The sequence below is a fragment of the Ignisphaera sp. genome, assembly GCA_038831005.1.
Classification (GTDB): Archaea; Thermoproteota; Thermoprotei_A; order Sulfolobales; family Ignisphaeraceae; genus Ignisphaera.
Genome location: JAWBKZ010000001.1, coordinates 312,178 through 336,429, shown reverse-complemented (window position 1 = coordinate 336,429; position 24,252 = coordinate 312,178). Strand labels below are relative to the sequence as shown.

Annotated in this window: 26 protein-coding genes; 12 read left to right on the top strand and 14 right to left on the bottom strand. The window is 34.7% G+C overall.

Going from position 1 to position 24,252, the window contains the following annotated elements:
* Together QXK50_01655 and QXK50_01650 are read right to left on the bottom strand one after the other, a co-directional pair.
* Positions 1 to 237 (bottom strand): hypothetical protein (locus QXK50_01655; GenBank protein ID MEM2007871.1); only part of this gene is annotated, 237 nt, incomplete at its 3' end.
* A gap of 346 nt (positions 238 to 583) precedes the next feature.
* Complete coding sequence (locus QXK50_01650) at positions 584 to 895, bottom strand: hypothetical protein (GenBank protein ID MEM2007870.1); 312 nt, start codon at positions 893 to 895, stop codon at positions 584 to 586.
* A gap of 1 nt (position 896) precedes the next feature.
* On the opposite strand from QXK50_01650, the gene QXK50_01645 reads away from it, so the two are divergent.
* Positions 897 to 1,067 carry a hypothetical protein gene (locus QXK50_01645; protein MEM2007869.1) on the top strand — a complete coding sequence of 57 codons (171 nt, stop codon included), beginning with the start codon at positions 897 to 899 and terminating at the stop codon, positions 1,065 to 1,067.
* Positions 1,068 to 1,301: 234 nt separating this feature from the next.
* Entirely contained in the window at positions 1,302 to 2,060 is a 759-nt protein-coding gene (locus QXK50_01640) for a metallophosphoesterase family protein (GenBank protein ID MEM2007868.1), read from the top strand.
* An 82-nt stretch (positions 2,061 to 2,142) separates the two neighbouring features.
* Here QXK50_01640 and QXK50_01635 read toward each other — a convergent pair whose 3' ends face one another.
* From QXK50_01635 to QXK50_01600, 8 genes are all read right to left on the bottom strand, one after another.
* A complete protein-coding gene (locus tag QXK50_01635; protein ID MEM2007867.1) occupies positions 2,143 to 2,781 on the bottom strand; it encodes a DUF1122 family protein in 639 nt (212 codons plus the stop codon).
* Positions 2,778 to 3,728, bottom strand: coding sequence for a 2-oxoacid:ferredoxin oxidoreductase subunit beta (locus QXK50_01630; protein ID MEM2007866.1), 951 nt, complete (start codon positions 3,726 to 3,728; stop codon positions 2,778 to 2,780). Before QXK50_01630 ends, QXK50_01635 begins: the two co-directional genes overlap by 4 nt.
* The gene (locus tag QXK50_01625; GenBank protein MEM2007865.1) at positions 3,718 to 5,628 is read right to left on the bottom strand and encodes a 2-oxoacid:ferredoxin oxidoreductase subunit alpha; all 1,911 of its coding nucleotides are present in this window, start codon (positions 5,626 to 5,628) and stop codon (positions 3,718 to 3,720) included. The genes QXK50_01630 and QXK50_01625 overlap by 11 nt, the downstream gene beginning before the upstream one ends.
* A gap of 10 nt (positions 5,629 to 5,638) precedes the next feature.
* Entirely contained in the window at positions 5,639 to 5,956 is a 318-nt protein-coding gene (locus QXK50_01620) for a hypothetical protein (GenBank protein MEM2007864.1), read from the bottom strand.
* Entirely contained in the window at positions 5,957 to 6,211 is a 255-nt protein-coding gene (locus QXK50_01615; GenBank protein ID MEM2007863.1) for a ferredoxin, read from the bottom strand.
* A 252-nt stretch (positions 6,212 to 6,463) separates the two neighbouring features.
* On the bottom strand, positions 6,464 to 7,015 hold the full coding sequence (locus QXK50_01610) for a ferritin-like domain-containing protein (protein ID MEM2007862.1): 552 nt from the start codon (positions 7,013 to 7,015) through the stop codon (positions 6,464 to 6,466).
* A 2-nt stretch (positions 7,016 to 7,017) separates the two neighbouring features.
* Positions 7,018 to 7,353, bottom strand: a complete 336-nt coding sequence (locus QXK50_01605; GenBank protein MEM2007861.1) for a rubredoxin — start codon at positions 7,351 to 7,353, stop codon at positions 7,018 to 7,020.
* Positions 7,354 to 7,526: 173 nt separating this feature from the next.
* Entirely contained in the window at positions 7,527 to 8,387 is an 861-nt protein-coding gene (locus QXK50_01600) for a TatD family hydrolase (GenBank protein ID MEM2007860.1), read from the bottom strand.
* Between the two features lie 311 nt (positions 8,388 to 8,698).
* Here QXK50_01600 and QXK50_01595 point away from each other — a divergent pair, with 311 nt between their 5' ends.
* Positions 8,699 to 9,718: a hypothetical protein gene (locus QXK50_01595; protein ID MEM2007859.1), complete on the top strand. Its 1,020-nt coding sequence runs from the start codon at positions 8,699 to 8,701 to the stop codon at positions 9,716 to 9,718.
* Positions 9,719 to 9,856: 138 nt separating this feature from the next.
* Complete coding sequence (locus QXK50_01590; GenBank protein MEM2007858.1) at positions 9,857 to 10,174, top strand: hypothetical protein; 318 nt, start codon at positions 9,857 to 9,859, stop codon at positions 10,172 to 10,174.
* 483 nt (positions 10,175 to 10,657) lie between these two features.
* On the opposite strand, the gene QXK50_01585 is transcribed toward QXK50_01590, so the two are convergent.
* Entirely contained in the window at positions 10,658 to 11,095 is a 438-nt protein-coding gene (locus QXK50_01585; GenBank protein ID MEM2007857.1) for a hypothetical protein, read from the bottom strand.
* Between the two features lie 156 nt (positions 11,096 to 11,251).
* Here QXK50_01585 and QXK50_01580 point away from each other — a divergent pair, with 156 nt between their 5' ends.
* The 5 genes from QXK50_01580 (at position 11,252) to QXK50_01560 (ending at position 15,661) form a co-directional block, all read left to right on the top strand.
* Positions 11,252 to 12,055, top strand: coding sequence for a hypothetical protein (locus tag QXK50_01580; GenBank protein MEM2007856.1), 804 nt, complete (start codon positions 11,252 to 11,254; stop codon positions 12,053 to 12,055).
* 127 nt (positions 12,056 to 12,182) lie between these two features.
* Positions 12,183 to 12,788, top strand: a complete 606-nt coding sequence (locus tag QXK50_01575) for a class II aldolase/adducin family protein (protein MEM2007855.1) — start codon at positions 12,183 to 12,185, stop codon at positions 12,786 to 12,788.
* A 104-nt stretch (positions 12,789 to 12,892) separates the two neighbouring features.
* Positions 12,893 to 14,293, top strand: a complete 1,401-nt coding sequence (locus QXK50_01570; protein ID MEM2007854.1) for a hypothetical protein — start codon at positions 12,893 to 12,895, stop codon at positions 14,291 to 14,293.
* 263 nt (positions 14,294 to 14,556) lie between these two features.
* Positions 14,557 to 15,354, top strand: coding sequence for an ABC transporter substrate-binding protein (locus QXK50_01565; protein ID MEM2007853.1), 798 nt, complete (start codon positions 14,557 to 14,559; stop codon positions 15,352 to 15,354).
* A gap of 142 nt (positions 15,355 to 15,496) precedes the next feature.
* Positions 15,497 to 15,661 (top strand): hypothetical protein, encoded by a 165-nt coding sequence (locus QXK50_01560; protein MEM2007852.1) that lies wholly within the window; start codon positions 15,497 to 15,499, stop codon positions 15,659 to 15,661.
* On the opposite strand, the gene QXK50_01555 is transcribed toward QXK50_01560, so the two are convergent.
* Positions 15,622 to 16,263, bottom strand: a complete 642-nt coding sequence (locus QXK50_01555) for a hypothetical protein (protein ID MEM2007851.1) — start codon at positions 16,261 to 16,263, stop codon at positions 15,622 to 15,624. The genes QXK50_01560 and QXK50_01555 overlap by 40 nt on opposite strands.
* 510 nt (positions 16,264 to 16,773) lie before the next feature.
* On the opposite strand from QXK50_01555, the gene QXK50_01550 reads away from it, so the two are divergent.
* The 3 genes from QXK50_01550 (at position 16,774) to QXK50_01540 (ending at position 20,811) form a co-directional block, all read left to right on the top strand.
* Positions 16,774 to 17,403, top strand: a complete 630-nt coding sequence (locus tag QXK50_01550; protein MEM2007850.1) for a metal-dependent hydrolase — start codon at positions 16,774 to 16,776, stop codon at positions 17,401 to 17,403.
* A 1,007-nt stretch (positions 17,404 to 18,410) separates the two neighbouring features.
* A complete protein-coding gene (locus QXK50_01545; protein MEM2007849.1) occupies positions 18,411 to 19,832 on the top strand; it encodes an ATP-binding protein in 1,422 nt (473 codons plus the stop codon).
* A gap of 34 nt (positions 19,833 to 19,866) precedes the next feature.
* A complete protein-coding gene (locus tag QXK50_01540) occupies positions 19,867 to 20,811 on the top strand; it encodes a cation diffusion facilitator family transporter (GenBank protein MEM2007848.1) in 945 nt (314 codons plus the stop codon).
* A gap of 78 nt (positions 20,812 to 20,889) precedes the next feature.
* Here QXK50_01540 and QXK50_01535 read toward each other — a convergent pair whose 3' ends face one another.
* Together QXK50_01535 and QXK50_01530 are read right to left on the bottom strand one after the other, a co-directional pair.
* Positions 20,890 to 21,450 carry a DUF429 domain-containing protein gene (locus QXK50_01535; GenBank protein ID MEM2007847.1) on the bottom strand — a complete coding sequence of 187 codons (561 nt, stop codon included), beginning with the start codon at positions 21,448 to 21,450 and terminating at the stop codon, positions 20,890 to 20,892.
* Between the two features lie 515 nt (positions 21,451 to 21,965).
* Positions 21,966 to 23,948 (bottom strand): glycoside hydrolase family 42, encoded by a 1,983-nt coding sequence (locus tag QXK50_01530; protein MEM2007846.1) that lies wholly within the window; start codon positions 23,946 to 23,948, stop codon positions 21,966 to 21,968.
* Between the last annotated feature and the right edge of the window lie 304 nt (positions 23,949 to 24,252).

The following is a 24,252-nucleotide window of genomic DNA, read 5'->3' as shown; positions in this document are numbered from 1 at the left end:
AAATCTCTCTTCAAGCTTAATCACCCTCTCCTCCAATCTAGCAAACCTTTCTTCTAATTTTGCAACTCTTTCAGAGAGTTCAGCAAATCTCTCTTCAAGCTTAATCACCCTCTCGTTTAGCGCCATAATCCCTTCTAAAACTTCTTTGTATCCAATCAAACCCATAACAGCATATCGGAACTCTTTATCAATTTCTAGAGTTCTCAGAATCTTCTCCTTTTCTTCAATACTTAACATATTTCTACACCTTGGCCTAATTTGTTTATACCATGTTTTTCTGTTTTCTTCTCCACTAGTAAAATTACAAATATATGGAAGATATAAAACTTAACGTTACGATTTAAGAATATCAAATGTTTTAATTATAGACTTATTCATTATATTCTACGTTATACTCTACGATATCTATATATAAATACATAGTAAGTAGAAGAGATGCAAGCTTGATTTTGTAAATTTAATAATATAACTTAACTTAATCTTGTTATTCAATTTAACTATCAAATATTTGTTATAGAGGTGATACCCTAATTTTGTTGGTATGTAATCAAAATTTATTGCAGGAGTTTAAACTGAACATATCTTATTTTAACCCTTGTCTTTTAGATACAAGAATTATCTCTGTAGTCCAAGCAATAGATCCTAGAAAGAACATTTCGCCAAGCCCTAAGTCATTAACAGGATTTATAATCATGTAAAGTCTTACAATTGTAAAAACAAGGGATACGAAGAGTATTAAGCTGTATCTTTTCTTGATAAACGTTGTATATACATGAACATACACTATGTCGAGACTTGTGATAAAGGCACTAACAGACGGAAATGTATGAATTGTTTCTATTCCTTGAAGTAGAAGCCCAAGAAAATACGATGCACCTACGACTAGTCCACCCACAATGCCTTCTAGAGCGCTACACTTAACATACAATCTAGATATTAGACTATTTTCAGAAGCAATAGTTTTATCAATAGATAGTGAAATCTATATAGTTGTTGAGGTACTCATAGAATTAAACTATAGCGTTATTAAGATTTTGATCTATTTTTATCTTAATGAACATGGATAATTAACATTTGTTTATGAAGATTTTGCAGATCATTTATCAATACATGAGACAAATCGGGGAAATAAGACAATATGGAGAATCTTCATTAATTATTACTAATCGTTATAGCTATGTATTACAGTATGTGAAAGCTTGATATAGCAAGAATATTAATGTATTTAGTATTAAAAACAATGCTTCACTATAGTTAAGTATTTTAGGTTAAAACTAGGCGATACTAGTGGGATTAAGGCTATGAGAATACTCATAGTTTCTGATATTCATGGAAATGCAGAAGCTCTTAGAAGTGTTCTTGAGTCTGTAGATAAATGGGATGCTGTATGGTTTTTAGGGGATTTCGTTGACTATGGACCTGAACCACATATTGTGATAGACATTGTTAAGGATTTGAAACCTGATGCCATAGTTATGGGGAATCATGATTACGCTGTTGCTTTCAATACTGATTGTAAATGTGATCCAGTTCTTCACAACCTTAGCGAATACACAAGGAAGAACATATCTCTAAAGCTATTGTCAAGAGAACAGATAGAGTGGCTTAGAACTCTACCAAAAACAATAGAAAAAGTTATCGATGGTAAAAAACACTACATTGTTCATGGAAGTCCAAGAAACCCTCTTTATGGCTACATCAAGCCGAATCTCTCAATTAATGAGATAAAGCTTTCACTAACATCATCTGTAGTAGCAATAAAGCCAAAGCCTATTGAGGTAGACTATGTTTTTGTTGGACATACGCATATACCCATGGATATTAAGGTAGATAGTGTAAGAATTGTGAATCCAGGAAGCTGTGGACAACCTAGAGATGGTGACTATAGAGCTTCTTACGCAATATACGATACAGAGACGAATATATTCGAAATAGGTAGAATAGAATATGATATAGAGAGAGTGGTTAAGAAACTAGAAGAACTCAATCTAGAAAGTGGATATAGTGAATATCTTAAAGCAATACTCAAAACAGGAAGAATAGATCTCCTAAAGAGATAATAGACTGAACCCATAGAGATAACTACTACCTATATCTACATCATACATCAATTCCAAAGAAATCTATATCAGTATAATAATTCTAGTACTTACATAGTTTAAGTATGTATTCAGCTCTTTTTAGAACGTTGTCCATAATCCATGTATATTCCCCTAGATTTCTAAGAGCTTTAATCCTATCTATGTTTTCTCTAACTTCTCTACATATTTCATCTATGTGTTTCCTTCTAATATTCTCATCTATAGGCTTCTCTGCCTGTAATTTTGGATTACCTTCCATAAACCCTTCTGGAAAGTACCAGTCTTTAAACCATGTGAATCCATTTTTGAAAAGGATATAGCCAAGTCTAGTTAATGGTGGTGGAACACCTATTTCAAGAGCTTTTCTAGTCTCATAATCATATATATACTCTATGAATAGCCTTTCACCACCTTGGAGAATATTCGATAAACACTTTACTAGATTATCTTCGTAGATGCTGTCAATGAATTTAAATATCTTGTCGTTGAATATGAGTTCTCTATTTATCATGAATACCTCTATCCACTTTCTATAGTGTGGAGGTCTACCTGTGAACATCTTCATAACCAGTAACCTCCTTTTTGTACCTCTATAAGTTATGTAGATTGTTATGTTCTTTTCCTCTAAAAATCTACCACTCTTTACCGAAAACTCGATCTCTACATCCTCTAGATCTCTGAAAGCTTCTCTACATATCACTGCTGAGTACCTTCGACATCTACTATATAATCTCTGAAGATTTCCTCAAACCTCTTACCATCAATTACAGATCTACCACCATCTTCAGCTATACTTGATTTTGCTGGACTCATCTCTAGATATATCTTTATCCTTTGTAATATTCTTTCTTCAAATGTTGATACTGTAGTATCTTGATAGAATACACCTATAGGTATTCTATCACCCCACTCAAAGCTCTTCTCAATAGCTTTCAATAGCTTTATAGTTCTATCCTCAGGTTTCTCGACAATAGGATTCCAAGAGCTATTATCTTCTAATCTGTATATCCTCTTTCTATAGTATTCAGCTGTAAAGATATCGTTAAATGTTACACAAGGCTGTAGAACATCTATGAAAGCTGCTCCCTTATGGAGTATCGCCTTCTTCACTATGTTTTTCAGATGCTCTCCATCGAATGCATAGCCTCTTGCAACAAATGTGTATCCAGATGAAAGAGCTAATGCTATAGGGTTCAATGCCTGTTGTATATTTGGTTTCACAAGAGCTTTTGTTTTAGCATTTAGTGGTAGTGTTGGTGATGCTTGTCCCTTCGTTAATCCATATACACCGTTATTGTGTAGAATAACAGTTACATCGATATTTCTTCTACCTAGTGCAACAAAATGTCCGGCTCCAATCCCTAGAAGATCTCCATCACCACCATGAACAATTACTATGAGTTCTGGATTCGCTAACTTTATTCCCATTGCAAAAGGTATCGCTCTGCCATGAAGTGTATGTACACCGTTCACATTAATAAAGTGAGGTATCTTACTTGAGCACCCAATTCCAGAAACAATTACTGTTTTTGATGGATCTAGACCAAGCTCTTCAAAAACCCTTACAACAGCTGTCAGTATACCGAAGTTTCCACAACCAGGACACCAATCAATCCAGAGATCTGTTCTATAGGATCTACGCTCCATATGTAAGCACCACATGCGTAGTCTCTGATGTTAGTAATTTTTGAAGTGCATCTACAAGTTCGTTTAGCGTTATAGGTCTACCTGTGAATTTAGCTATCTTCTTCTCGATTTTGATGCTTGTTGAAAGAGCTACTAGATCAGCTATCTGTACGTTATAGCTATGTTCTATAGCTATAATCCTGTCTCTATCAGTCTTACTCAATACCTCAACAACCTCTCTACTTGGAAATGGCCACAAAAGTTTAACGTTTATATAACAACCTCTAAATCCTTTCCTATAAAGAAGCTCTAATGCATCTAGTACTACACCTTTTACAGAACCCCACCCAATAATTATATAGTCTAGATCTCTATCTCCATACACCTGAAGCTTCATATCTCTAGAAACCTCACTAGCTATAAGATCCAGCTTCTTTATTCTCTTCGAATACATAGATACTCTATTTTCGGGATCTTCAACTATATGCCCATATTCATCATGTTCATCACCAGAATACCACATAACAGTGTCATCTACGCCTATGAAAGCTCTCGGAGATACTATGTAACCTAGATCAAACCTCTTGTACTCTTTACCTCCACTCGATATAGATCCACGTACTATTTTAACACTATCTAGATCTGGAGGAGGTATAGTTCTAATTGAATTAGCTAAAAACTTATCTAGAAGATGTATAACAGGTACTTGGAAACGTTCAGCTATATTGAATGCCTCTATAGAATCGTAGAACGCTTCTACATGATCACCAGAAGTAATAACAACTCTAGCGAATTCTCCATGACCAGCAAAAATAGCATTAAACAGATCGCTCTGACTACCTCTTGTAGGTTGACCTGTACTCGGTCCTCCTCTCTGATAGTATGTTACCACTATAGGGACCTCGTTTGCACCTGCCCAAGATATTCCCTCAACCATTAGATCGAAACCAGGTCCACTTGTAACTGTTGCGCTTCTAGCTCCAGCTAGAGAAGCTCCTATAGCTGAACAGATAGCAGAGATCTCATCTTCTGTTTGTATAACAACTATAGATCCTATATCTTTCTCTGCTCTAAGATGTTCGTATTTCTCTATAGCAAAGCTCTCATCAGCTGCAGGTGTTATTGGATAGTAGCTCTGATACCTCAGACCACCAACGATCTTACCCATAGCCACTACATCATTACCTGTGACAATCATTAATTTTCTAAAGTTATGCTTAGGTTTCTCAAGAGCTATAGAGTTTCGATAACTCTGTAGACTTTCTTCAACATATTTAAAGAGTTCTAGGTTTTGTTCAACAATGTTTCTTCTACTACTGAACTGAATAGAAAGAGAATATTTGATGGCTTCTACATCGAGTCCTAGAAGAACTGCTACAGCTGAAACTATAATACCACTTACATATCTAGATAGCGAACTAACCTCAATTCTGTATCTATTCATTAGTCTACGTAGAAGATCAGCAAAATTCAATCCAATGGCTTTAACATCTCTATCTCTCTCCAGAAACTTCAATACAGAAGCTACAGTAGATGCTACACCATTCTTCTTAAGTTTCTCGAGAACCCTAACCCTTGTGATATCCTCCATACTAACAATCTCTTCAAGTCTTTTCGATGCTACTCCACTATCATACACTATGTATCCTCCATTAGCAACATCATCTATATGCGTAAATAGTGTTTCAGCATCCATAGAGGCAATAATTTCCACAGGATACCTTAGAGATCTAGGAATAGCTCTAGAAGATACTAGCATATGTATATAGCTATGTCTACCGGTTATATTCGAAAAATACTCTCTATCAGCTATAACACCAAAACCTCGACGAGCTAAAGCTCTCGTAAGCACCATCATTGAAGTCTCTACTCCAGCACCTTGAGGACCTCCTAAAATGATACCAACATCTTCTCTAGCCATACAAAGTCTCCTAATCCCCTATGTAAGCTTCTTCAGCTATAGACTCATCGAGTGTGACATCTGGAGAGATAAAGTGTTTCTCTACATGCTCCTTTAGCTCGTTTTCATCGTATATAATCTTCCTACAGTTTACACAATATAGCCAACCTTTTTCTCTAAGAATAGTTCTTAGTTCATCAATAGAGGAAGGTCTAAACGATTCACAAAAACCTTGTACCTCAAACGAAACTGCATTCTGCTTAACTACACAGTAACCCACATAAGGGAAATATATATGTGGTTTAAAGAATATACACCTTCCACACACATCACTACTCTCCGTACACATTTAATCAATCCTCTCAATCTTTATAGCATTAACTGGACAGACATCAGCACCTGCTTTAGCACACTCGTAAAGCTCTTCAGGAATTTCCCCAATAGATACATTCTCATCAGTTCTAACACTATACTTTTCAACAATTCTAGTCTTATAGTTGTCAGAGCCAAGTTCATAGATCTCAGGACAAGCAGCTGGAGCTGCTCCACAAGATATACATGCTACTCTATCAACTATAACCCTATATCTAGCCAAAACAGACACCAGAACAATATACTTTGAAACTAAAATATAAATTTTCATGTTATAACAAATAGTTAAATTCGTTTAATCATTCTATAGATTCTAACCTACTTTGCAATATTTTGATTAAGATACATTGACTATTACTACTGGAAGTTTTTAGAGTATCCAGTTAGAAACATAGGGAAAACTAACTCTATATACTGTTCTTGCTGTATTTAGAAAAATTGATGTAGAAAATGTATTAGGATAGAAATAGAGTTAAAATATATTTCACTTCTTATCTAATTCCTCAAGTCTTTTTAGTCCTTCTTTCGATAACAGGTTCCTGAATATTGTTTCATGCTCAGCTTCATCCTTTATTATATCTTCTATGATTTCTTCTGTTACTGGATCTTTTCCAAACACATAGTTGAATATCTCTCTATAGTGAGCTAGAGCACATCTTTCAGCCAATATGCTGGCAATTATGAATCCATCTGTATCATGTGGATCTTCAGGAAGTTCTGTTTGTCTACATTTCGATAGATGCCAAAGATCTCTAAAGTCTGGTGGATCTACATCAAAATCCTGTAGTCTATCTGCTAATAGTTTTGCGTGATCATTTAACTCATCATCTGCTATTTTCTTGAATACATCCTCTATTTCTGTAGAAATATGGCCTCTGACAGCATATCCACTTACGTAGTACTGATACCAAGCCAGTATTTCGTCAGCAAATGCTGAAAGTAACATGTTAACGAGTTTGTCTAAATCTATTCCCTTAACCTCTTCTCTAGTTGGAAACTTTTCGGGTAGATATCTATATTTCTTTGGCTCACTCATATCTATCCCCATTTACCTTTCTTCATATGGGTCTCGAGTTCAGCCATAATCTTCTGGATAGTTGTTAGTGCAAATTCTTTCTCTTCATTAGCTATCTTAACACATGGTGGATCTAGATTATCTTGAATAATCTCTTCAGCTACTGATAGAAGCTCTCTCAATAGTGTAATAGCCTTCATGTGTAAGTAATTAGATCTTCTAGATCTGACAACTAGTTCAGCCTCATTTTCACTCAGCTGTTTAAACTGTTCTTTAGGAGCTCCACACTTTGGACATTTATCTGGTGGTTGAGGTCCTTCAAATATGAAATTACATACCTGACATTTCCAAAACGGCATAACTAATACCCCACCTAGCTCTAGTAGATCTGGCTTTTTGTTATATAAAGGTTGCCTATATGAATAATGTGATAGTTCTAACCTGATCCAGAATACATCTTTCCGTGTGACTGTTATCGATAGAGCTTCAGAGACCTTTAACTTTAATCCAGAGAGTCATAGAGGTTCTAGGTCTAGGGTGGTTCAACTCTATAGATTTTTACAACAGTATCTATATTCAATTTATAGAGGTACTCTTCATCAATCACACCTTCAGTTAATAGCTTCTTCTGGTTCTCTACAATATCCCATGGATATGACGATACTCCTGGCCTCTTGGGATCGTCTATGAAATCACTTTCAACCATATAGAAGGGTTTTATTGAAGTAAAAACTTCTCTAAGTACAGGGTATTTGCCTGGTACAGTAAAAACGAGATCTCTTTTTTGTGAAGCTTTTGCTGTTGCTACATCTAGATGGTGAAGAACAATCTTGGCTCTATCTATTCCAATGCTTTTCACAAGATTCTCTATATCTAGAGCTGTCAATTCTCCACCTTGTTCAAGATGTAGATGAACAATAGCATCTAGATCTCTAGCTAATTCAAATGTATATCTAGTAACCATATTGTTTACAATAAACGCCTCTGGTATAGCTCTATAGTGAGGTCTACCTATTTCACCAAAACCATTCACCAAACCCTCTTTCACAAGTTTAGCAATATAGTTCACAACCATTATCGCCTTGTCTAGAACCTTAACACTACGTTTAGGATCTCTAGATACTTCATCCTCTATTGCTGCTGGATGTATACCCAATAAACATACGGTCTTCAACTTAAGTTCTCTAGCTTTCCTACATTCACTAATAAAAACATCAAAAGACTTTACATATCCATCGAAACTGTTTTCGAGATCAAGATGATGAGGCGGTAGAGACACCAATACAATAAACCAGCCACCGTTATCTAAAAACTTTCTACCAATACCAGCTATACCTAAACCTTTAACAGGATTGCTATGCATATGACCATCAGCGAAAACCAGTTTACCCACATTGATCACCTTCATATACTAACTGTCTTTAACGAGTAGAGAGTATTAAGCTATAGCAGAAAATAAAAACATAGATATCTAAGTCTATTTAGCGATAACAATATCTTTTAGAAAATATTTGCTATAATTCTTTACTATATAGTACTAGCTATGTTTCTATAGAATTTTATGTTAGAAGATTTATACAGATTATCTCTATATGTGATAGAAGTTGTATATCAGAGTTATAGTGTCATAATCTGTATGACAGTCACGTCATTCTAGGTAGGTACTAAGTATCCTGTAAGCGAATTATGTGTCAGGTGTGAAATATGTTGATGAATAATATCGGTGACAAGGTTATAGAAATTATAGCAAAAACGTTGGTAGGTATTGCTATAGTTATTGTTGTGACTCTAACTATATCTCTTAACGCATGTTTCAATCCAGCAGATGTTAATGCTATAGAAGTCATATTTAATAAAAATGGCATAGATTATAATCTAACTATGTTGATAGAGAAATACAAACCTATCGTTGTTGATGAAGGTAGGATCTATGTATTCAAATACATATATAGAACATCTATAGATAGAGATCTAGAATTTGGTGTTACTGTTTATCTAGAGAAGCTATGTAGAAATGCACCATGCATAGAAGGGTACAATGAGGAAGAACCAGTAAGAGATGTTATTGCAATAAGATTGGAATCTCTAGAGCAATGTTTATTGAACTCCACAACTAATGTAGGAGAATGTCCAGTAAAGTCTATCATAAATCTAGCATTTCTAGAATTAATCAAAAGGTTAACTGATGAAGGCATCCTAATGGGTCTAGATATCAAAGATATATACGCTATAATGGATGGCATAACAAGCAACTATTTTACTGCCGGATGGAACAATAGATTGTTATATAACGAAGAACTAGATAAATGGCTACCTTATGCAGAGCTTGTTAATAGAGGACTTGTAAAAGGTGTGTTATTGAAGGGATATAGTTGTTCTTATAAATTACCAAGAGAAGTTATCGATGAAATAAAAGCATTAGAACCAACATTAATTATAGAAAAACAAACAGAAACTATAACTGAGATAACACCTTCAGTAATTACTCCACAGCCACCTCCATCTATAACATCTATCTCTATAACTACATCATCTCCACAGCCACCTCCATCTATAACATCTATCTCTATAACTCAGGTAACACCTTCAGTAACTAAACAAACAGAAACTCAGATAACTCAAGTTCAGCAGCTAGATGGAGTAGCAGTAGGGATAGCGATATCCATAGGGATTATAGTAGCTTTAGCTATATACATCTCTTGGGGGTATCTATCCAAAACTTAAACATTTTTTACCTAAATATACATCTTGATGATAGATTTTGAAAGGTGGTAGAAGATAATATCTAGAGAAGATCTTGAAGCCTATCTAAAGATTAGAGGTTATGGTAAACCTCTAACTGTTAGAGGATTCCAGCGGTTAATGAACTATAGTAGTCCTGGAAAAGCCCAAAGGGTATTAAGTAGGTTAGAGAGGATTGGTTTAGTTGAGAGAACATTTTCTAATGAATATGTAGCTAAAGATCTACCACCACAATTAGGGATGTACATAGTTTTTAAAGGTTATATAGTTCCAAGGATATTCATTTATGCAATATATGCAACAACAATATCAATAGTATTCACAGTACTGACTAAACCGCCTCTACACCTTATAATATTACTAATAGTTTTAATAATACCCTACTGGATCGAAACAATAAACGTAATTAGAATACTAAAGAAATTTCTAAAGAAGTAATAGATTTATAACAAAGAAGTTTGTTAAAATAAATCTCATTTTGACGATGTCATCACAACAGAAATTAGTATTTTCATAGAAAATTTAATCATATTATATTCTTTACTTTAATCTATTAATCATCAACTCCAGTTCTTTCTGATTCAGCTATAAATGTTATCTCTATGATTCAAGAACCAGATTTAAGATCTCCAACACCTCAATTCTAGATATAGTGATTTTCCATAGTGGTTATAACCGAAGTTGGTGAGATCTTATAGAGACATCAGTATAAAGCACATAGTTAGTGATTAGTGATCTTTGTAACGTTTCTAGATTACTATGATAGTGCATGATGTTGAGAACATGCTAATTTTCTTATGTATAGATATAGTGCTTTGAAATTACTTCAACTAGAGATTGTTCTAGAGATCAATATCATTACTTTACTTTACACGATAGTACTAGATTATGTAGTTAGTAGAATATTAAACTTTATATTAATTAGATACTATGGGTTTGATTTATGTATATTCTTTCTAGGCACCCATCTTTGTATGGTCTTATATAGTTATAGTCTCTTTCAAACACTAGGTCTGGATTTATCTTCTTAAGAACGTATTTACATACGGTTTCAGATACAAGTTTGCATGTATATCTAGTATCTATGTTAAGTATTTGTGCTAACTTCAGTATAGGGCATGGGTTTCTTGATATAGTTACAAGTTCTCTATCTGTTAACTTGACTATTTCCACATCTTCTTTCTTGAGTCTCAGAAAATCGTAATAGAATAGTTTGAGTAAATCTTCCATACTTTTCATTTCTCTAGTTTTAATCGTCCACATAAATCCATATATATAGAATACAGATAACGATAGCAATAGAGGTATGTGTTTTAAACCATATTTAAAGTAGTTGAACATCTTAGTATATTCACACAACGCTATCCACCATAGCCATATTATATTGTATTAAATACAATCCTACAACATAGATTTAATCTCTTTTAGTTCTAGATAACAAGAATATTTGCTGTAACTTTATTAGCTTATCCTAAGCCTATACATATGCGAAGACTAAAGAGGTTGAGGTAAAACTTGGTATTGATACATATAACCTTAGTAATGTTAACATCAGTTCTATTCTGTTTTATACTATATAACTTTCCCTGGATATCTAGGTACTGGTCTCCAGACATCGAGAAATTTGTTGTTAAGAAGGGTAGCAAGATTGCTCTTGTATCTGATGTTCATATAGGTGCAGATAGTCTTGATATTGATTGGATTAGGATTATAGGGAAAACTGTGGAGAAACTGAGTATAGATTTCCTAATTGTTGTAGGTGACCTAGTTAATAAAAGACTGTACATAGATATTAATTATTTAGAGAAATTCGCTAGAGTTGTAACAAATATAATGGATTTGAGAAATACTGTTGTTCTTTATGTCCCTTCGAATTCTGCTCACGATCTTGCCCTCTATAGCCAGAAGAAAGGTGGTATTAGATTTAGATTTCTTGATAGAAATGTAGAGTTCATCTATACAGTCCATATGCTCAGAATAGATTTTGAGGAATGTAGCGAATCTATATACGTAACACATGGAGACTATATCTCAAGAAATGGCGTTTTGTCGTATCTACTCGATAAAGTCGGTAGAAAAATGTTTAAGAAGCTTTTCACAGGTGTTATCGGTCGCAAAATACTTGATCTAGACAATAGATCGTGGATTGTCGTAGGCCATAGCCATGTATCTTATCTAGATAGGAGCTACAGAGCCATTGGCTTAGGTTGCTGGATAAAGAGGTATTACGCACCTAGAGAAAGCTCTATAGCTATAGCTAGTTGCAGAAATAAGTCTCTCAATATAAGGTTCATTAGTTTAGATAAACGTAGCTACTAGACACATCTTTATTTGTTGTACCTATAGATGTATCTAGACATTGCTAATTGGATATGCTTTGAACCTACATAAACTACTTTAATTCGGGTTTTCCTCTAGACCGAAGGTGGTATTGAGGTGAATTTGTATGGAGTATGATGAAGTGAGATATACTTTAGCTAGACAGATTTGTGAAGCACTAAAGTTTATGTATCTAAAGGGTTTGATAACACCATTGACAGGCAACATTAGTGTAAGAATTGAGGACACTATACTTACAACTCCTTCGTCTTTTGTTCCAAGGGTTAGGTTAAAGTATGAGTTGAATCCTGAAGACCTGGTTGAAGTAGATTTGTTTGGAAATATAGTTAGAGGAGGTAGACCTACAACAGAGATAATGATGCATTTAGAGATATATAGATCTTGTGAAAAGTGTGGAGCTATTGTCCATATACATGGTGTATACGCTCCACTACTTACATCGAAGGATAGAGATAGACTGTTTCTTGATACAGAGATTAAGCATATCCTTAAACCAAAGATATGTTTTGTAGATGAATATGTGCCTAGATCAGAAGAATTAGCTAAAGCTGTGACAGATAGTGTAAAGAATGGTTGTGAGATAATTTATCTCCAGGGACATGGTGTTGTAACTGTTTCAGAAAATCTAGGTATAGCTCTAGAGCTTGCCGAATTAGCAGAAGTTATTGCAGCTAGAACTATAGTGAAACGGTTACTAGATATAGCTAGATAGATTGATGTAGAGAGTTTAACCATCATTTCTTTAATATCTTCAAATCTAGACTCTACGATTTTTATACCGAATCCTGGTATATGGTTTATGTATTGGGTGATGTGATGAAGAAGATTAGGTTGGGCCTTGTTCCTCTACATAGGTATCCTTTCGATGAGGTATGGGCTCAAGAGCTTAAGAACAGATTCATAAAGGTTATCGAGGAAAGATTTGGTAGCTATATAGAGTTGATTTATCCTACAGAAAAACACAGTAAAATGGGTCTAGTCACAGATGACGATGATGCTGAAGCAGTTATAAAGTTGTTTAAGGAGAGAGATGTTGATGGACTTGTGATGGTGACACTAACTTTTGGTGATGAACTTGCAGGTGCCAGGGTAGCAGAAGAATTCAGGGGGTATCCTATACTGATATTCGCTACAAAAGAACCATCAACACTACCGGGAGGATTTAGAAGATCTGATTCTTTCTGTGGAACACTTTCTCTAGCTTCAGCACTATATAGGAGAAAGATACCGTTCTTATTTGGAGGTATAGTGTTTCCTGAGGATAATGAATTTGCTAGAGAATTTGACTCCTTTATACGTGTTGTAGCTATCTATAGATCTTTTATTGGAGCAAAAGTAGGGCTTATAGGGCCTAGACCAGAGAGATTTGAGACTGTTACATTTACTGAATCTAAGATGGCTGAAAAATTCAAACAGAGAGTAGTTCATGTAACGCTACTAGAGATTGTTGAAGAAGCTCGTAAATTAGGTGACGAAGATCCTGTTGTTATCGAGATAGCTAATGAGATAGAGAAACAAGTTGAGGTTTCTCAGATATCTAGAGAAGTTGTTCTGAAGATGGCTAAACTTGAGGCAGTATTACGTAGAATAGTTAAAGAAAAGAAGTTGTCTGGTTTAGGCTTCAGATGTTGGACAGAGATACAGAAATACTATGGAGTATCTCCATGTAATATCCTTGGAAGACTTACACAAAGTGGTGTAATGTCTGCATGTGAAGTCGATATATACGGGGTACTGAGCATGATTATACAGTATGCAGCTTCTCTAGGAACATCACCACCGTTCTTCATAGACTGGACAATCAGACATCCAACTAAACCCAATGTATTTCTTGCATGGCACTGCGGAAACGCGCCACCAGCATTATTCTGTGCTACTGGTAAGCTAATGTATCATAGTATAATGTATAGAGATGTAGGTATAGAGAGAGCTTACGGAACACTAGAAGGTAGACTTAAACCAGGTACTGTAACAATATCGAGACTCGTTGAATATGATGGAGAATTCAAACTCTTTGTAACATCAGGGAAAACAATTGAAGAAGAAACAGAATTCAGAGGTAGCTGGATATGGATAGAGGTAGCAGATCTAGATAAAATCTATAGATCCTTAGTAGAAGAAGGATTTGTACATCATGCCAGCATGATATATGGAGATTATGTTGATCCTATAGTAAAGGCAGCAAAAATCCTAGGTATAAAGACTATTGTAGTATGAATGTAAGGATTTTGTTCAAAGCACCATAATTTTTTATACCACAAATTCTATGTCCTAGTCTAGATTCTTCAAATTCTTTGTATCCTTTGATATACTCTAAATTATGATCACAAGTTATTTGTTCTGTAGAACTATGATGGAGATCTCTAGCTATATCTAGGACAAATATATGTAACAAGATATAGACAGTGTTTCTCTATCTTAAAAATCTATTACACACTTTAATACATAATACTCACAAGTCAATATAGAGGTGTTATTCCATGAGGATAGTAAGTCTTTCACCAGCGGTATCTGAAACACTTTCAATTCTTGGGCTAGAGGATAATATCGTGGGTATCACGCCTTGGTGTAGAATGTATCTCGAAGACAAGAACAAGCCTATCGTAGGAACATATCTTGATGTAGATATAGAGTTGCTTAAGAAGATTAATCCCGATATAGTGTTCCTTCAATCACATGTACATGATGAGATATTCCATAAGCTGAGAAACAGAAACATCAATGCACATCTACTACCTCTACCAACAAATCTCTTAGACATTATCTCTAATGTAGAGTTTATTGCGAGTCTAACCAATAGGTATTGGGAAGGAAAAGAACTTGCAGATAAACTAGTAGAGATGGTAATGAGTATCAGGAAAAGGAGTATTGACGAGAGACCTAGAGTGTATGTAGAGTTCCTATGGCCAGATAAAACTTTTACTACATCTGGATGTCTTACATATATTGATGATGGTGTAAGAGTTGCTGGAGGTATTAATATATTCTTTAACAAGGTAGCCAAATTCTTTCATCCAAGAGATGAAGAAATTGTTTCTCTAGATCCACAAATAGTTCTAGTAAATATAGAGCCTGAATTCATGGATATGAACCTTGATAAGTATATAAGTATTAGAAAACCTTTAAAAAATACTTCAGCATTTAAAACAAGCAGTATATTTCTCGTTATCGAATCTCTAGATCATAATCTTGCTCATCCAGGTCCCTCATTTATAATCAATACTATTCCAAAGATATTACAAATAATATCATTCTATAGATCTAGTATAGATATATAGAGGGTTTATATCGGTGTCTAGATCTATTTTGATTCTGAAGCTCTACTCTTTATTTAACTGTTGCTATGCTGTGTATCACTAGTCTCACCAAAATCTATACCAAGATACCTAGAATCCCTAAACTGAGCAAGAGCTTTCTATCATGTCGAGGATATTTGAAGTTACTATTGGCCATAAAGCATTTACAGCTCCATGCATAGCTGAAGTAGGTATAACGCTATTGGTTTTAGAGGCGATTACTAGAAGTGGATGGGTTAGAGCTATTGTTCATATTGTGAATAAGATGATACCTAGATACCTATTGTAGTAATAGTTCCAGCCTAAGAGAATTGTTACTGATGCATGCCGTAATCTCCATGGGGTGCCTATGACTATAGTGTTCACTAGATTAGGTCTAGATCCTAGTAGAGTATAGAGGTATCCTCTCCAACTGATTTCTTCACCTAAAGCAACCAGCATATTCACAGTTATGGCTATAGGGTATGCAACAATTATGCTGAGATAAGCATTAAGTAGAGCTAGCATAGTAACCTGTTCTTCAACTAGAGATGGAGCTACACTATGGATCTGATTAGCTATAGAAGCTACATATTCATCGAAATTGAATAATCCCAGAGGTAAGGCGGTAGCTATATACAGTAGAAGAGCTCCATAGATTATAAGTGGTGCTAGAAGATAGTATTTGACTACATTCTTAGAAAACGATAGATAGTGTTTGAGACTCTCAACAATATTCATCTCGAATACACAGAGGCATAATAACGATGATAAGGCTATGCTCCACATCCTAATAAATACCCACAAAGAGATAGGGATGCTAAACCTTATAGCTAAATAATCTAGAGCATATGCAGCAGTATAGGACACTAAAACGAATACCATAATCCTTGAGACTAAGACCTTATCCACAACTTACACCATACAACTTTCTAATTAAGCTACATATACAACATCTACAGGACATATTATGTATAACGATAGATATAGTCAACTAGAGATATCTATTTACAGCTACGTGATCATATCAACGACTATAATCTCATATCAACTAGAATTGATTAAAACAATAGACCAAATAATAAATGTGTTTTACCTCTCTATCAATACCTCTGCCTTAGATCTAGAGCCTTTTCTAGAACTACATATAATCACTAAATATTTCTGTAAATCGATGCCTATACCATATAATTGTTCTAGCCATAGAGACCATCCATGCTATTTACTAGAATCGCAATATAGTTGTTCTCTCTATTTGTTAATGAACTTGTTTGGAAATCTATAGATGTTTTCTTTTCGCTATTCTTTTGATATAATCGGCTATATACTCTTTTAAATGTTTCTAATTAGCTAAAGGTGATTTATTTAGTTTAGCAGTATTTGAATATAGCTATGTAATAGTGATTTGAAGGTTATAGATCTATGGCTGACGTTTTGACACATTATGTTGCGAGTTTTCTGCTTCTTAGAAGAATATTCAATCTAAAGACTTCTCTGTTGATAGCTTTAGTAGCTTTGTTACCAGATATAGATATTGTTTTCAGGATCCATAGATGGTTTACACATAGTATTGTAGTGCTTGGTATAGCGGTATCTTGTTTAACTCTTTTGCTTGTCTTGTCTAAGAGATACCGTAAGTACATTCTGCACCTAGGTGCTGCTGCACTAGTTTATTTACTACACATAGCTATAGATTTGTTTACAGCTCCCACATCAGTTCTATGGCCTTTGGTTTCTGAATCCTATCATCTAAAGATATTGGTACAAGGTTCTATAGCTAGAGATGAAGCTATTGCTATCTACACAATAACAAAGATAAGCATATCGCCATCCGATTTCGTGCCTAGAGACAGAGTTGAAGGTCCTCTAGCAACAGATCTAGGCATAATCCTAGCTCTAGCTACACTAACTCTAGAGCTATCAGATTTTATGGCTAAGGTGATTAAAAATAGATCTAGAGGATTCAAATATAGCAAAATCTCTGATTCAAATAATACAAACAACTCAAATCGTGAGAAGGTACTCCAGATATATCAAGATCAACGAACATAGTAGGAGCACTAAATACAGCTATTACTATTAAGCTCTCCACAAACTTATTGATTTAACTATTTTCCTACTGATATATAGACTTTATTCTAGATAATCTTTACAGCTATCTCGTAGTTACTCCAACCCCTAAACTTCTCTATCCTATCAATAGATGTTAATAGTTTTAATATAACCACTTTACCATTATGTAACTTCAAGGTAAGTGTTCTATTCTCTAGATCAAGCTTATAATTGTATCTATTCTAGGTGTTAATCTCTTTAGAACTGATTTCTTTCCACTATTCTGTTTACTAGTTCTAACGATAGCTTTAGCATAGATATATACTTATTAATATTGTGTGCTCTGAATTAAGTTCTGAGCAGAGCATCTGGTATAGAATATTAATGATATTTTGTTTAAGATTCACAACTTGTTTCTAGTTGAAGAGCATCACGATAAAGCTTCAGAAACTTAACCAAAGTACATGGTCATTAATACTCTCGAGAAGAACCTTCATCTTAAGAGTCTCAACAAACTCTCTACCAGTATCTATATAGATGGATGTATATGGCTAGAATCGAGATAATTAGATGTAGCGTTATAAATAGGAGAGAAGACTATGCTCTCTACACATTAGCGAGAAACAAAGAAAAATAGAACAGCTATACAGAAAACAAGTCTACACACTAATCATAGTAGAGGAATAACATCAAACAATACAAACCTACATAAAATCCAAAAAATAGTGCTAGGCTATGATATAAACAGTATTACTTAAAGTAAAAGCATTTTGTAAGACCATAGTTAAAAATATTGATAGCATAGAATTATGTTAGATACTTCTTTGATAATACATCGTAAGTAGCTATAAGATTGATGTCTACTTCTAGCAATGGTCTAGAAGCATATAAAGAATACCTATGGTGTTCAAGATTTCTAGAGCATATAAAGATTAATCTTTTTAGACACTAATGTTTATATTTGTGTACCGCTTCTAGTTGTCCGTATCTAGAGGCGGTGTCTCTAGATGAGGCATGTATTTGTGGATAGATTACATGAGCTTCAGATTATTGAGAGGGCTGTTTCTGGCGATGGTCTTAAACTTATAGCTGTATACGGTAGGAGGAGGATTGGTAAAACACATCTCCTTAGATATTTCTGTAATAGTAGGAATTGTTTCTATTTTGTTGCTATTGAAGCATCTAAACATATTCTCTATAGAGAGCTAGCTAAAGCTCTATCTATATGGATCGGTAAACCAGTTGGTGTTTTCGATAATATAGATGATTTCCTTGACTTCATGGTAAAAGAAGTTGGTAAAGGATTTATTATAGTTTTCGACGAATTTCAGTACATAGTTGATTCTGATCCTGAATCTATTTCAAGACTACAGAGATTCTGTGACAATAATAAGGATCTAGATATAGCTATAGTTTTGTGCGGATCTTCTGTATCGTTTTTTGAAAAGAAATTACTTGGCTATAGCTCTCCTCTCTTTGGTAGAAGAACTGTTTCTCTAAAGCTCAAGCCCATGGGTTTTATAGATGCATGGAACTTCTATCCAAACTATAACCCTCTAGAATCAATCTATATATATAGCGCTTTCGGTGGTACACCTGCCTATCTAGCTCTAATTGATGAATCTAGAGATGCTTTTAGCAATATTTCTGAAAAAATCCTCTATAGAGGTTCATATTTATTTGATGAAGCTCTAAACTTCTTTAGACAAGAAGTTAGAGAACCTTCAACATATATAGCCATACTTTCTGCTATAGCTAATGGATACACAAAACCTGGTGAAATAGCTAGTTTAGCTGGTGTTACATCAAAATCTATCTCTAGATATCTAGATGTTTTAGAGCATCTAGATATAGTTGAAAGAATAAAGCCTTTAGGTAGAAGAGGTGGAGAAGTACATATAGAGATAGTGGATCCATACTTCAGCTTTTGGTTCAGATATGTTAGACCAAATATAACTAGACTAGAGTTAGGCTATGTAGATGAGGTTCTTGAAGATGTAAAGAATACATACGATATATATGTATCTAAAATAATCGAAAGTGTGTTTAGGAGGGAGATAGTCTATATATTCCTTAAAGAACTAGATATAGATGTAGGTGAAGTAGGTAGATGGTGGTACAAAAGCGAAGAAATAGATACTGTTGCTAGAGGGAGAGATACATCGGTATTTATAGAGATTAAGTGGAGTAGAATAGATTTTAGAGAAGCCCTATCTATAGCTAGAGATCTTGAAGCAAAAGCTAGTTTAACAGGACTACAGAAACCAAGAAACATATACATAGTTATAGCTAGAGAGATAGAGAAATGCAGACCTATGTGTAGAGAACATCACTATATAGCTATAGATATGCTGAACATGCTACACACCATCAAGAAGAAGTTACTGAAACTCAATACATACATTAACACACAACAAAACAGAGTATAGACCTGCAGTTGTAAATGTTTCTCTAGTTATAGTTTTGAAGCATCTAAATTCTTGGATAGTTAAAGATCCTCTAGAAAATACTAGATACGAGATAATAATGCTCTGCTTGATTAATACTATCACTAGAAGAAGGATTGGATATATAGAAGGTAGTGTATCTATAGCTGTAAACACAGTTTTGTTCGTGATCAAGTATATCTATGGAACACTATACAATTCTATAGCTGTTGTAGCTGATGCTTTTCACACACTATCAGATTCATTAACATCTGTAATAGTTATTCTAGGTTTCTGGATAAGCTATAGACCAGCTGATGAAGAACATCCATTTGGTCATGGAAGAGCTGAAACAGTAGCAACAATAGTTATAAGCGTTATGCTTGTTATGGTTGGGATAGAGTTTCTCCAGAAAAGCATAAACAAGATCCTATCGAGAGAAGGATTCTTATTCAACTGGGTCCTAGTACTAGTACTTGCTATCTCGACATTAATTAAAGAAGTTCTAGCTAGATGGTCTGAGAGCCTAGGATCAAGATATAACTCAACTACACTAGTTGCTGATGCATGGCATCATAGAAGCGATGCTATAGCTACAGCTATTCTAGCTATAGCTATAACCTTTGGAAAAGATTTTTGGTGGCTTGATGGAGCTCTAGGTCTAGCTGTGTCAGCTCTACTCATCTATGTATCTACAAAACTTGTTTTAGAGAACAGTAGCGAGCTTTTAGGAAAAGGAGTTACAAAACATGAAGAAGAAATCATTAAGAACATTGTTTACAGATTATCGAATGAAATAAAAGATGTTCATCATATACATATCCACAGATACGGAAATCATGTAGAAGTAACGCTACACATAAAGCTAAATCCAGAAACACCTCTAAAGAAAGCACATGAGATTGCTAGCGAAATAGAGAAATCTATTAGAGATGAACTAGGCTGGGAGGCAACAGTACACGTAGAACCCATATCTACATAAATAAATCAATCGATAAAGCATCAGTAGAAGAAAGATTGCCAAAGCTATTGGATGCAAAATACACAATATGTAGAATACCTATAGAGTTGTTTGTAGAGATGAAATAACGTATATCACTCCATCTACAGCTTCTATCATCTCTATACAGAACTTCTTCCTATAGCACAAAGCCACTAGTGCTGATATAAGTGCATCTCTTAGATCTTTGTGCTTCAATCTATCAATATATCTATCCATAGATACATTAAGTTTTCTACACACTTCATCAACAGTACTGAGACCAGAATTCTTTAAAGCACTTCTAGGATGTGTTTCTATAACTGTTACACCAATACTGCTTAAGAATTGATAGAGTCTCCAAGCTCTAACAGTCAGTATCTTCATGTGTCTAAACGTAGGTGGCATAACCCTAAACCCTCTCCTAATAGCCTCTCTATCAACTTCTCTAAACCTAGGAACCTTGGCTATGGGTGCATCAATAGCTAGAACATCTATAGAGAATCTATCGATATTTTCAATAATTTCGCTATCTCTATAGATACAGACTAGCTCTTCAACACTATTGCTATCTTCATCTATAACAGCAAAACCACTACATCTATATTCATAAGCAGCTAGATCAAGTCCTCCTACAACCATAATCTGTACCTAATCAAAATAAAATCTCTTCTAATACAATAACTTTGATATAGGTTTTAAACAATCTTGAGACAACTCTAGCTACATTGCTTTAGTTAGAGTTAAGGAGTAGATATATAACCTATAAAATACAGTAGAATGTAGTAGTATGGATAAAGATTTTGACAAGATTATTATAGATTATGTCTAGAATACCTGTCTTACGCAATTGTTTCGGGTTTTATATAGGTTTATAATGATTGATGATGGTTGTTTTACTGTGGGTTGAACTTATCCACGATGCAGGTGCACGGTAAAGACTCAAGTGGGTGGAGCATTCAAAGCCAAGATGTGATGGTTTCCTCACAGCAATGAACTAGATGAAGGTGAGCTGTAGGTAGGGGTTACCTTGAACGGGTGGAGACCAATGACATAAGCACTGATGAAAGATGCCCCAAGGTTGATGAAGCCAAGGGTTGATATCAAACCACATCAAACCCAAATCCCTCTCTAAGGATGCTGATACTTTATCTGTATTACTGTCTGGATTTATTTCTTGTGGTAAGTAGTGTTAAAACAGATTTGCCATAGAATAGAACTTCTATTTCTTTATCATTAAAGTTCTTTAGAGATGCATTTCCACCTATTTTTTCAACATGTTTTAATCCATATGTAGATAGTATTGATGTTTCGATATCTCTATAGCTATGGTTTATAGCTACGAGGATATCTTTATCGACATCTATTAAGCTAGTACTAAATATTTGTATCTCTATTCTTGGGTCTCTAGCTATATACAGTCTAGATATGTTAGCTTCAAGACCTAGAGATTCATAGAATTTGTGTATATTTGAAGCCCAGTTGATTTCCTCGGTATTGGCTAGTAGAGCCTCTATGGGTATAAGCGATAGATATGTTCTTCCTCTGCCTCTCCTAGCCTCAAATACTATAGGTTCTCCATAATGATCATAAGCTACAACTTCTGCATCTATAGGTCTAGCCTTGAATACATATATAGGTGTAGATACCTCTAGAGACAGCTTATCTCCTTTCTTTATAGATCCAAAGTCTTTCACAAACTCTAGAACCAGCATATTATGTATCTTTCTCCCAATAGATCCTGCTTCAAGCATATTCTCAACACCAAATAACTCTTGCCATAAATGTGTAGGAGAGTCGTGTAGAGCCATAATGTAGCTCAAGCCTCTCACAAATGATGCATATAGATGTCCACCTCTCTCGACATAGCTATACAGTTTCCTCCATGTGGATGCAAGTGCTGCTATAGTTGATGGTAATAGTAGTAGTTTCGCCTTCTCTAGAACAATATCTACATCAAGTTCATATACAACACTCGTAGATAATCCTGAAGCTGTAAGCATTACGTAGGCTGAAACAAGTGGTTTAACTATGTTGAAGAACCCAAGAGCATCTCTATACCATATAAACTCGTAGTCTCTCCATAGGTAGAAGGGAGCTACTAGATACACATCTACAGTCCTCCTAAATACCGAATTAATACCAAGAGACTCGAGTTTCTCAACCTCTTCTGCAAATCTCTTAAACATTTCAGCAGCTTTCTTTTCAGATCCATCACTTTTTACAAGCCCAAAACCAAGTTCAAGAGGTCTCCATTCATATGGAGGATCTGTCTCGTTAACGAAATCCGAGAAGCACCATACAAATGCTCCAGAAGCTCCATGGATAAGCGATGTATAGAGTATCTCGTATATGAATTTAGCCTGTGTATCTTCTGAAAACTGATGGGTGCTAAAACCAAATTCTTCAAGTATTACTGGATGTGTTGAACCATTCGAGAAAAGCTCTATTAATGCTGCATAGAGATGGCTATGCCTAATAGGGTCATTATCGTAGAGATAGAGATGAGGACCAACATAGTCCACCAGTTTCTTCACATTGTGTGTTTCCTGCATATAGCTATCAGGAACATCTCCTGAAGATAGTACATGATCTTTATCTATATTCTTTATGGTGTATGAAAAAGCTCTAAGTGTTGCTAATGCTTCTTCTCTATTCCTAGCCTTATTGACAAGACTAAGCTCGTTACTCAGTATCCATCCAGCTACAGCTTTATGATCTCTAATCTTCATCACAACAGCTTCTATAAACCTTATTGTCTTCTCAATGGATCTAGATGTATAGAGATCCTCGAAAGATGTCCACGGAATTCTCCAATTCTTACCACTCATATGACCAACAATAAATGTTACAAATGCTTGAATACCGTTTTCCTCAAGTATATCGAGAAATCTATTGAGTTTCTCGAGAGAAGAACCAACAAGATTGCCATCTTCATCAGCAAAATCTTCATCTTTTAGGAATATTCTAACAACTCTTACACCAAGTCTCTTCATAATATTTACATCTTCTTTTACAGCATCTTCATCCCAATCTCTCCACATCCTTATATTGAGTTTCCTAGGCCAGTAATTAACTCCTAGCAGAAATCTAAACCCATTATCTGTACATATGTATGAACCACATCTATATGTTCTCAAAATCTTCACCTAATCCATAGACTTAGAGACAAGCTACACATATATATATTGATGGTTTGAATGATGGTTCGAAAATTATAGAGAACATTACTGGATAGCAACATCATTAAATCTACTGAGCTATAGAACTTGTTCCTAAAAATATGGATCAATTGAGATTAGTTATCACAAATTTACAGAACATCATCTTTAAAATATTCGGGTACGTTATTGTGGTTATAAATACGGAATGATAACATCCAACTATCTTAGTTTTTATGTAGACCACCTTACATAACTATTTAGGTTGATTCTTGAAGCCCTT

Bases quoted from the DNA above. Each gene is read 5' to 3' on its own strand.
- QXK50_01645 (MEM2007869.1), top strand. From the start codon at position 897: ATGCCTTCTAGAGCGCTACACTTAACATACAATCTAGATATTAGACTA.
- QXK50_01570 (MEM2007854.1), top strand. From the start codon at position 12,893: ATGAAGAAGATTAGGTTGGGCCTTGTTCCTCTACATAGGTATCCTTTC.
- QXK50_01550 (MEM2007850.1), top strand. From the start codon at position 16,774: ATGGCTGACGTTTTGACACATTATGTTGCGAGTTTTCTGCTTCTTAGA.
- QXK50_01620 (MEM2007864.1), bottom strand. From the start codon at position 5,956: ATGTGTACGGAGAGTAGTGATGTGTGTGGAAGGTGTATATTCTTTAAA.
- QXK50_01545 (MEM2007849.1), top strand. From the start codon at position 18,411: ATGAGGCATGTATTTGTGGATAGATTACATGAGCTTCAGATTATTGAG.
- QXK50_01565 (MEM2007853.1), top strand. From the start codon at position 14,557: ATGAGGATAGTAAGTCTTTCACCAGCGGTATCTGAAACACTTTCAATT.
- QXK50_01625 (MEM2007865.1), bottom strand. From the start codon at position 5,628: ATGGCTAGAGAAGATGTTGGTATCATTTTAGGAGGTCCTCAAGGTGCT.
- QXK50_01595 (MEM2007859.1), top strand. From the start codon at position 8,699: ATGTTGATGAATAATATCGGTGACAAGGTTATAGAAATTATAGCAAAA.
- QXK50_01575 (MEM2007855.1), top strand. From the start codon at position 12,183: ATGGAGTATGATGAAGTGAGATATACTTTAGCTAGACAGATTTGTGAA.
- QXK50_01590 (MEM2007858.1), top strand. From the start codon at position 9,857: ATGAACTATAGTAGTCCTGGAAAAGCCCAAAGGGTATTAAGTAGGTTA.
- QXK50_01630 (MEM2007866.1), bottom strand. From the start codon at position 3,728: ATGGAGCGTAGATCCTATAGAACAGATCTCTGGATTGATTGGTGTCCT.
- QXK50_01640 (MEM2007868.1), top strand. From the start codon at position 1,302: ATGAGAATACTCATAGTTTCTGATATTCATGGAAATGCAGAAGCTCTT.
- QXK50_01610 (MEM2007862.1), bottom strand. From the start codon at position 7,015: ATGAGTGAGCCAAAGAAATATAGATATCTACCCGAAAAGTTTCCAACT.
- QXK50_01560 (MEM2007852.1), top strand. From the start codon at position 15,497: ATGTCGAGGATATTTGAAGTTACTATTGGCCATAAAGCATTTACAGCT.
- QXK50_01605 (MEM2007861.1), bottom strand. From the start codon at position 7,353: ATGCCGTTTTGGAAATGTCAGGTATGTAATTTCATATTTGAAGGACCT.
- QXK50_01535 (MEM2007847.1), bottom strand. From the start codon at position 21,450: ATGGTTGTAGGAGGACTTGATCTAGCTGCTTATGAATATAGATGTAGT.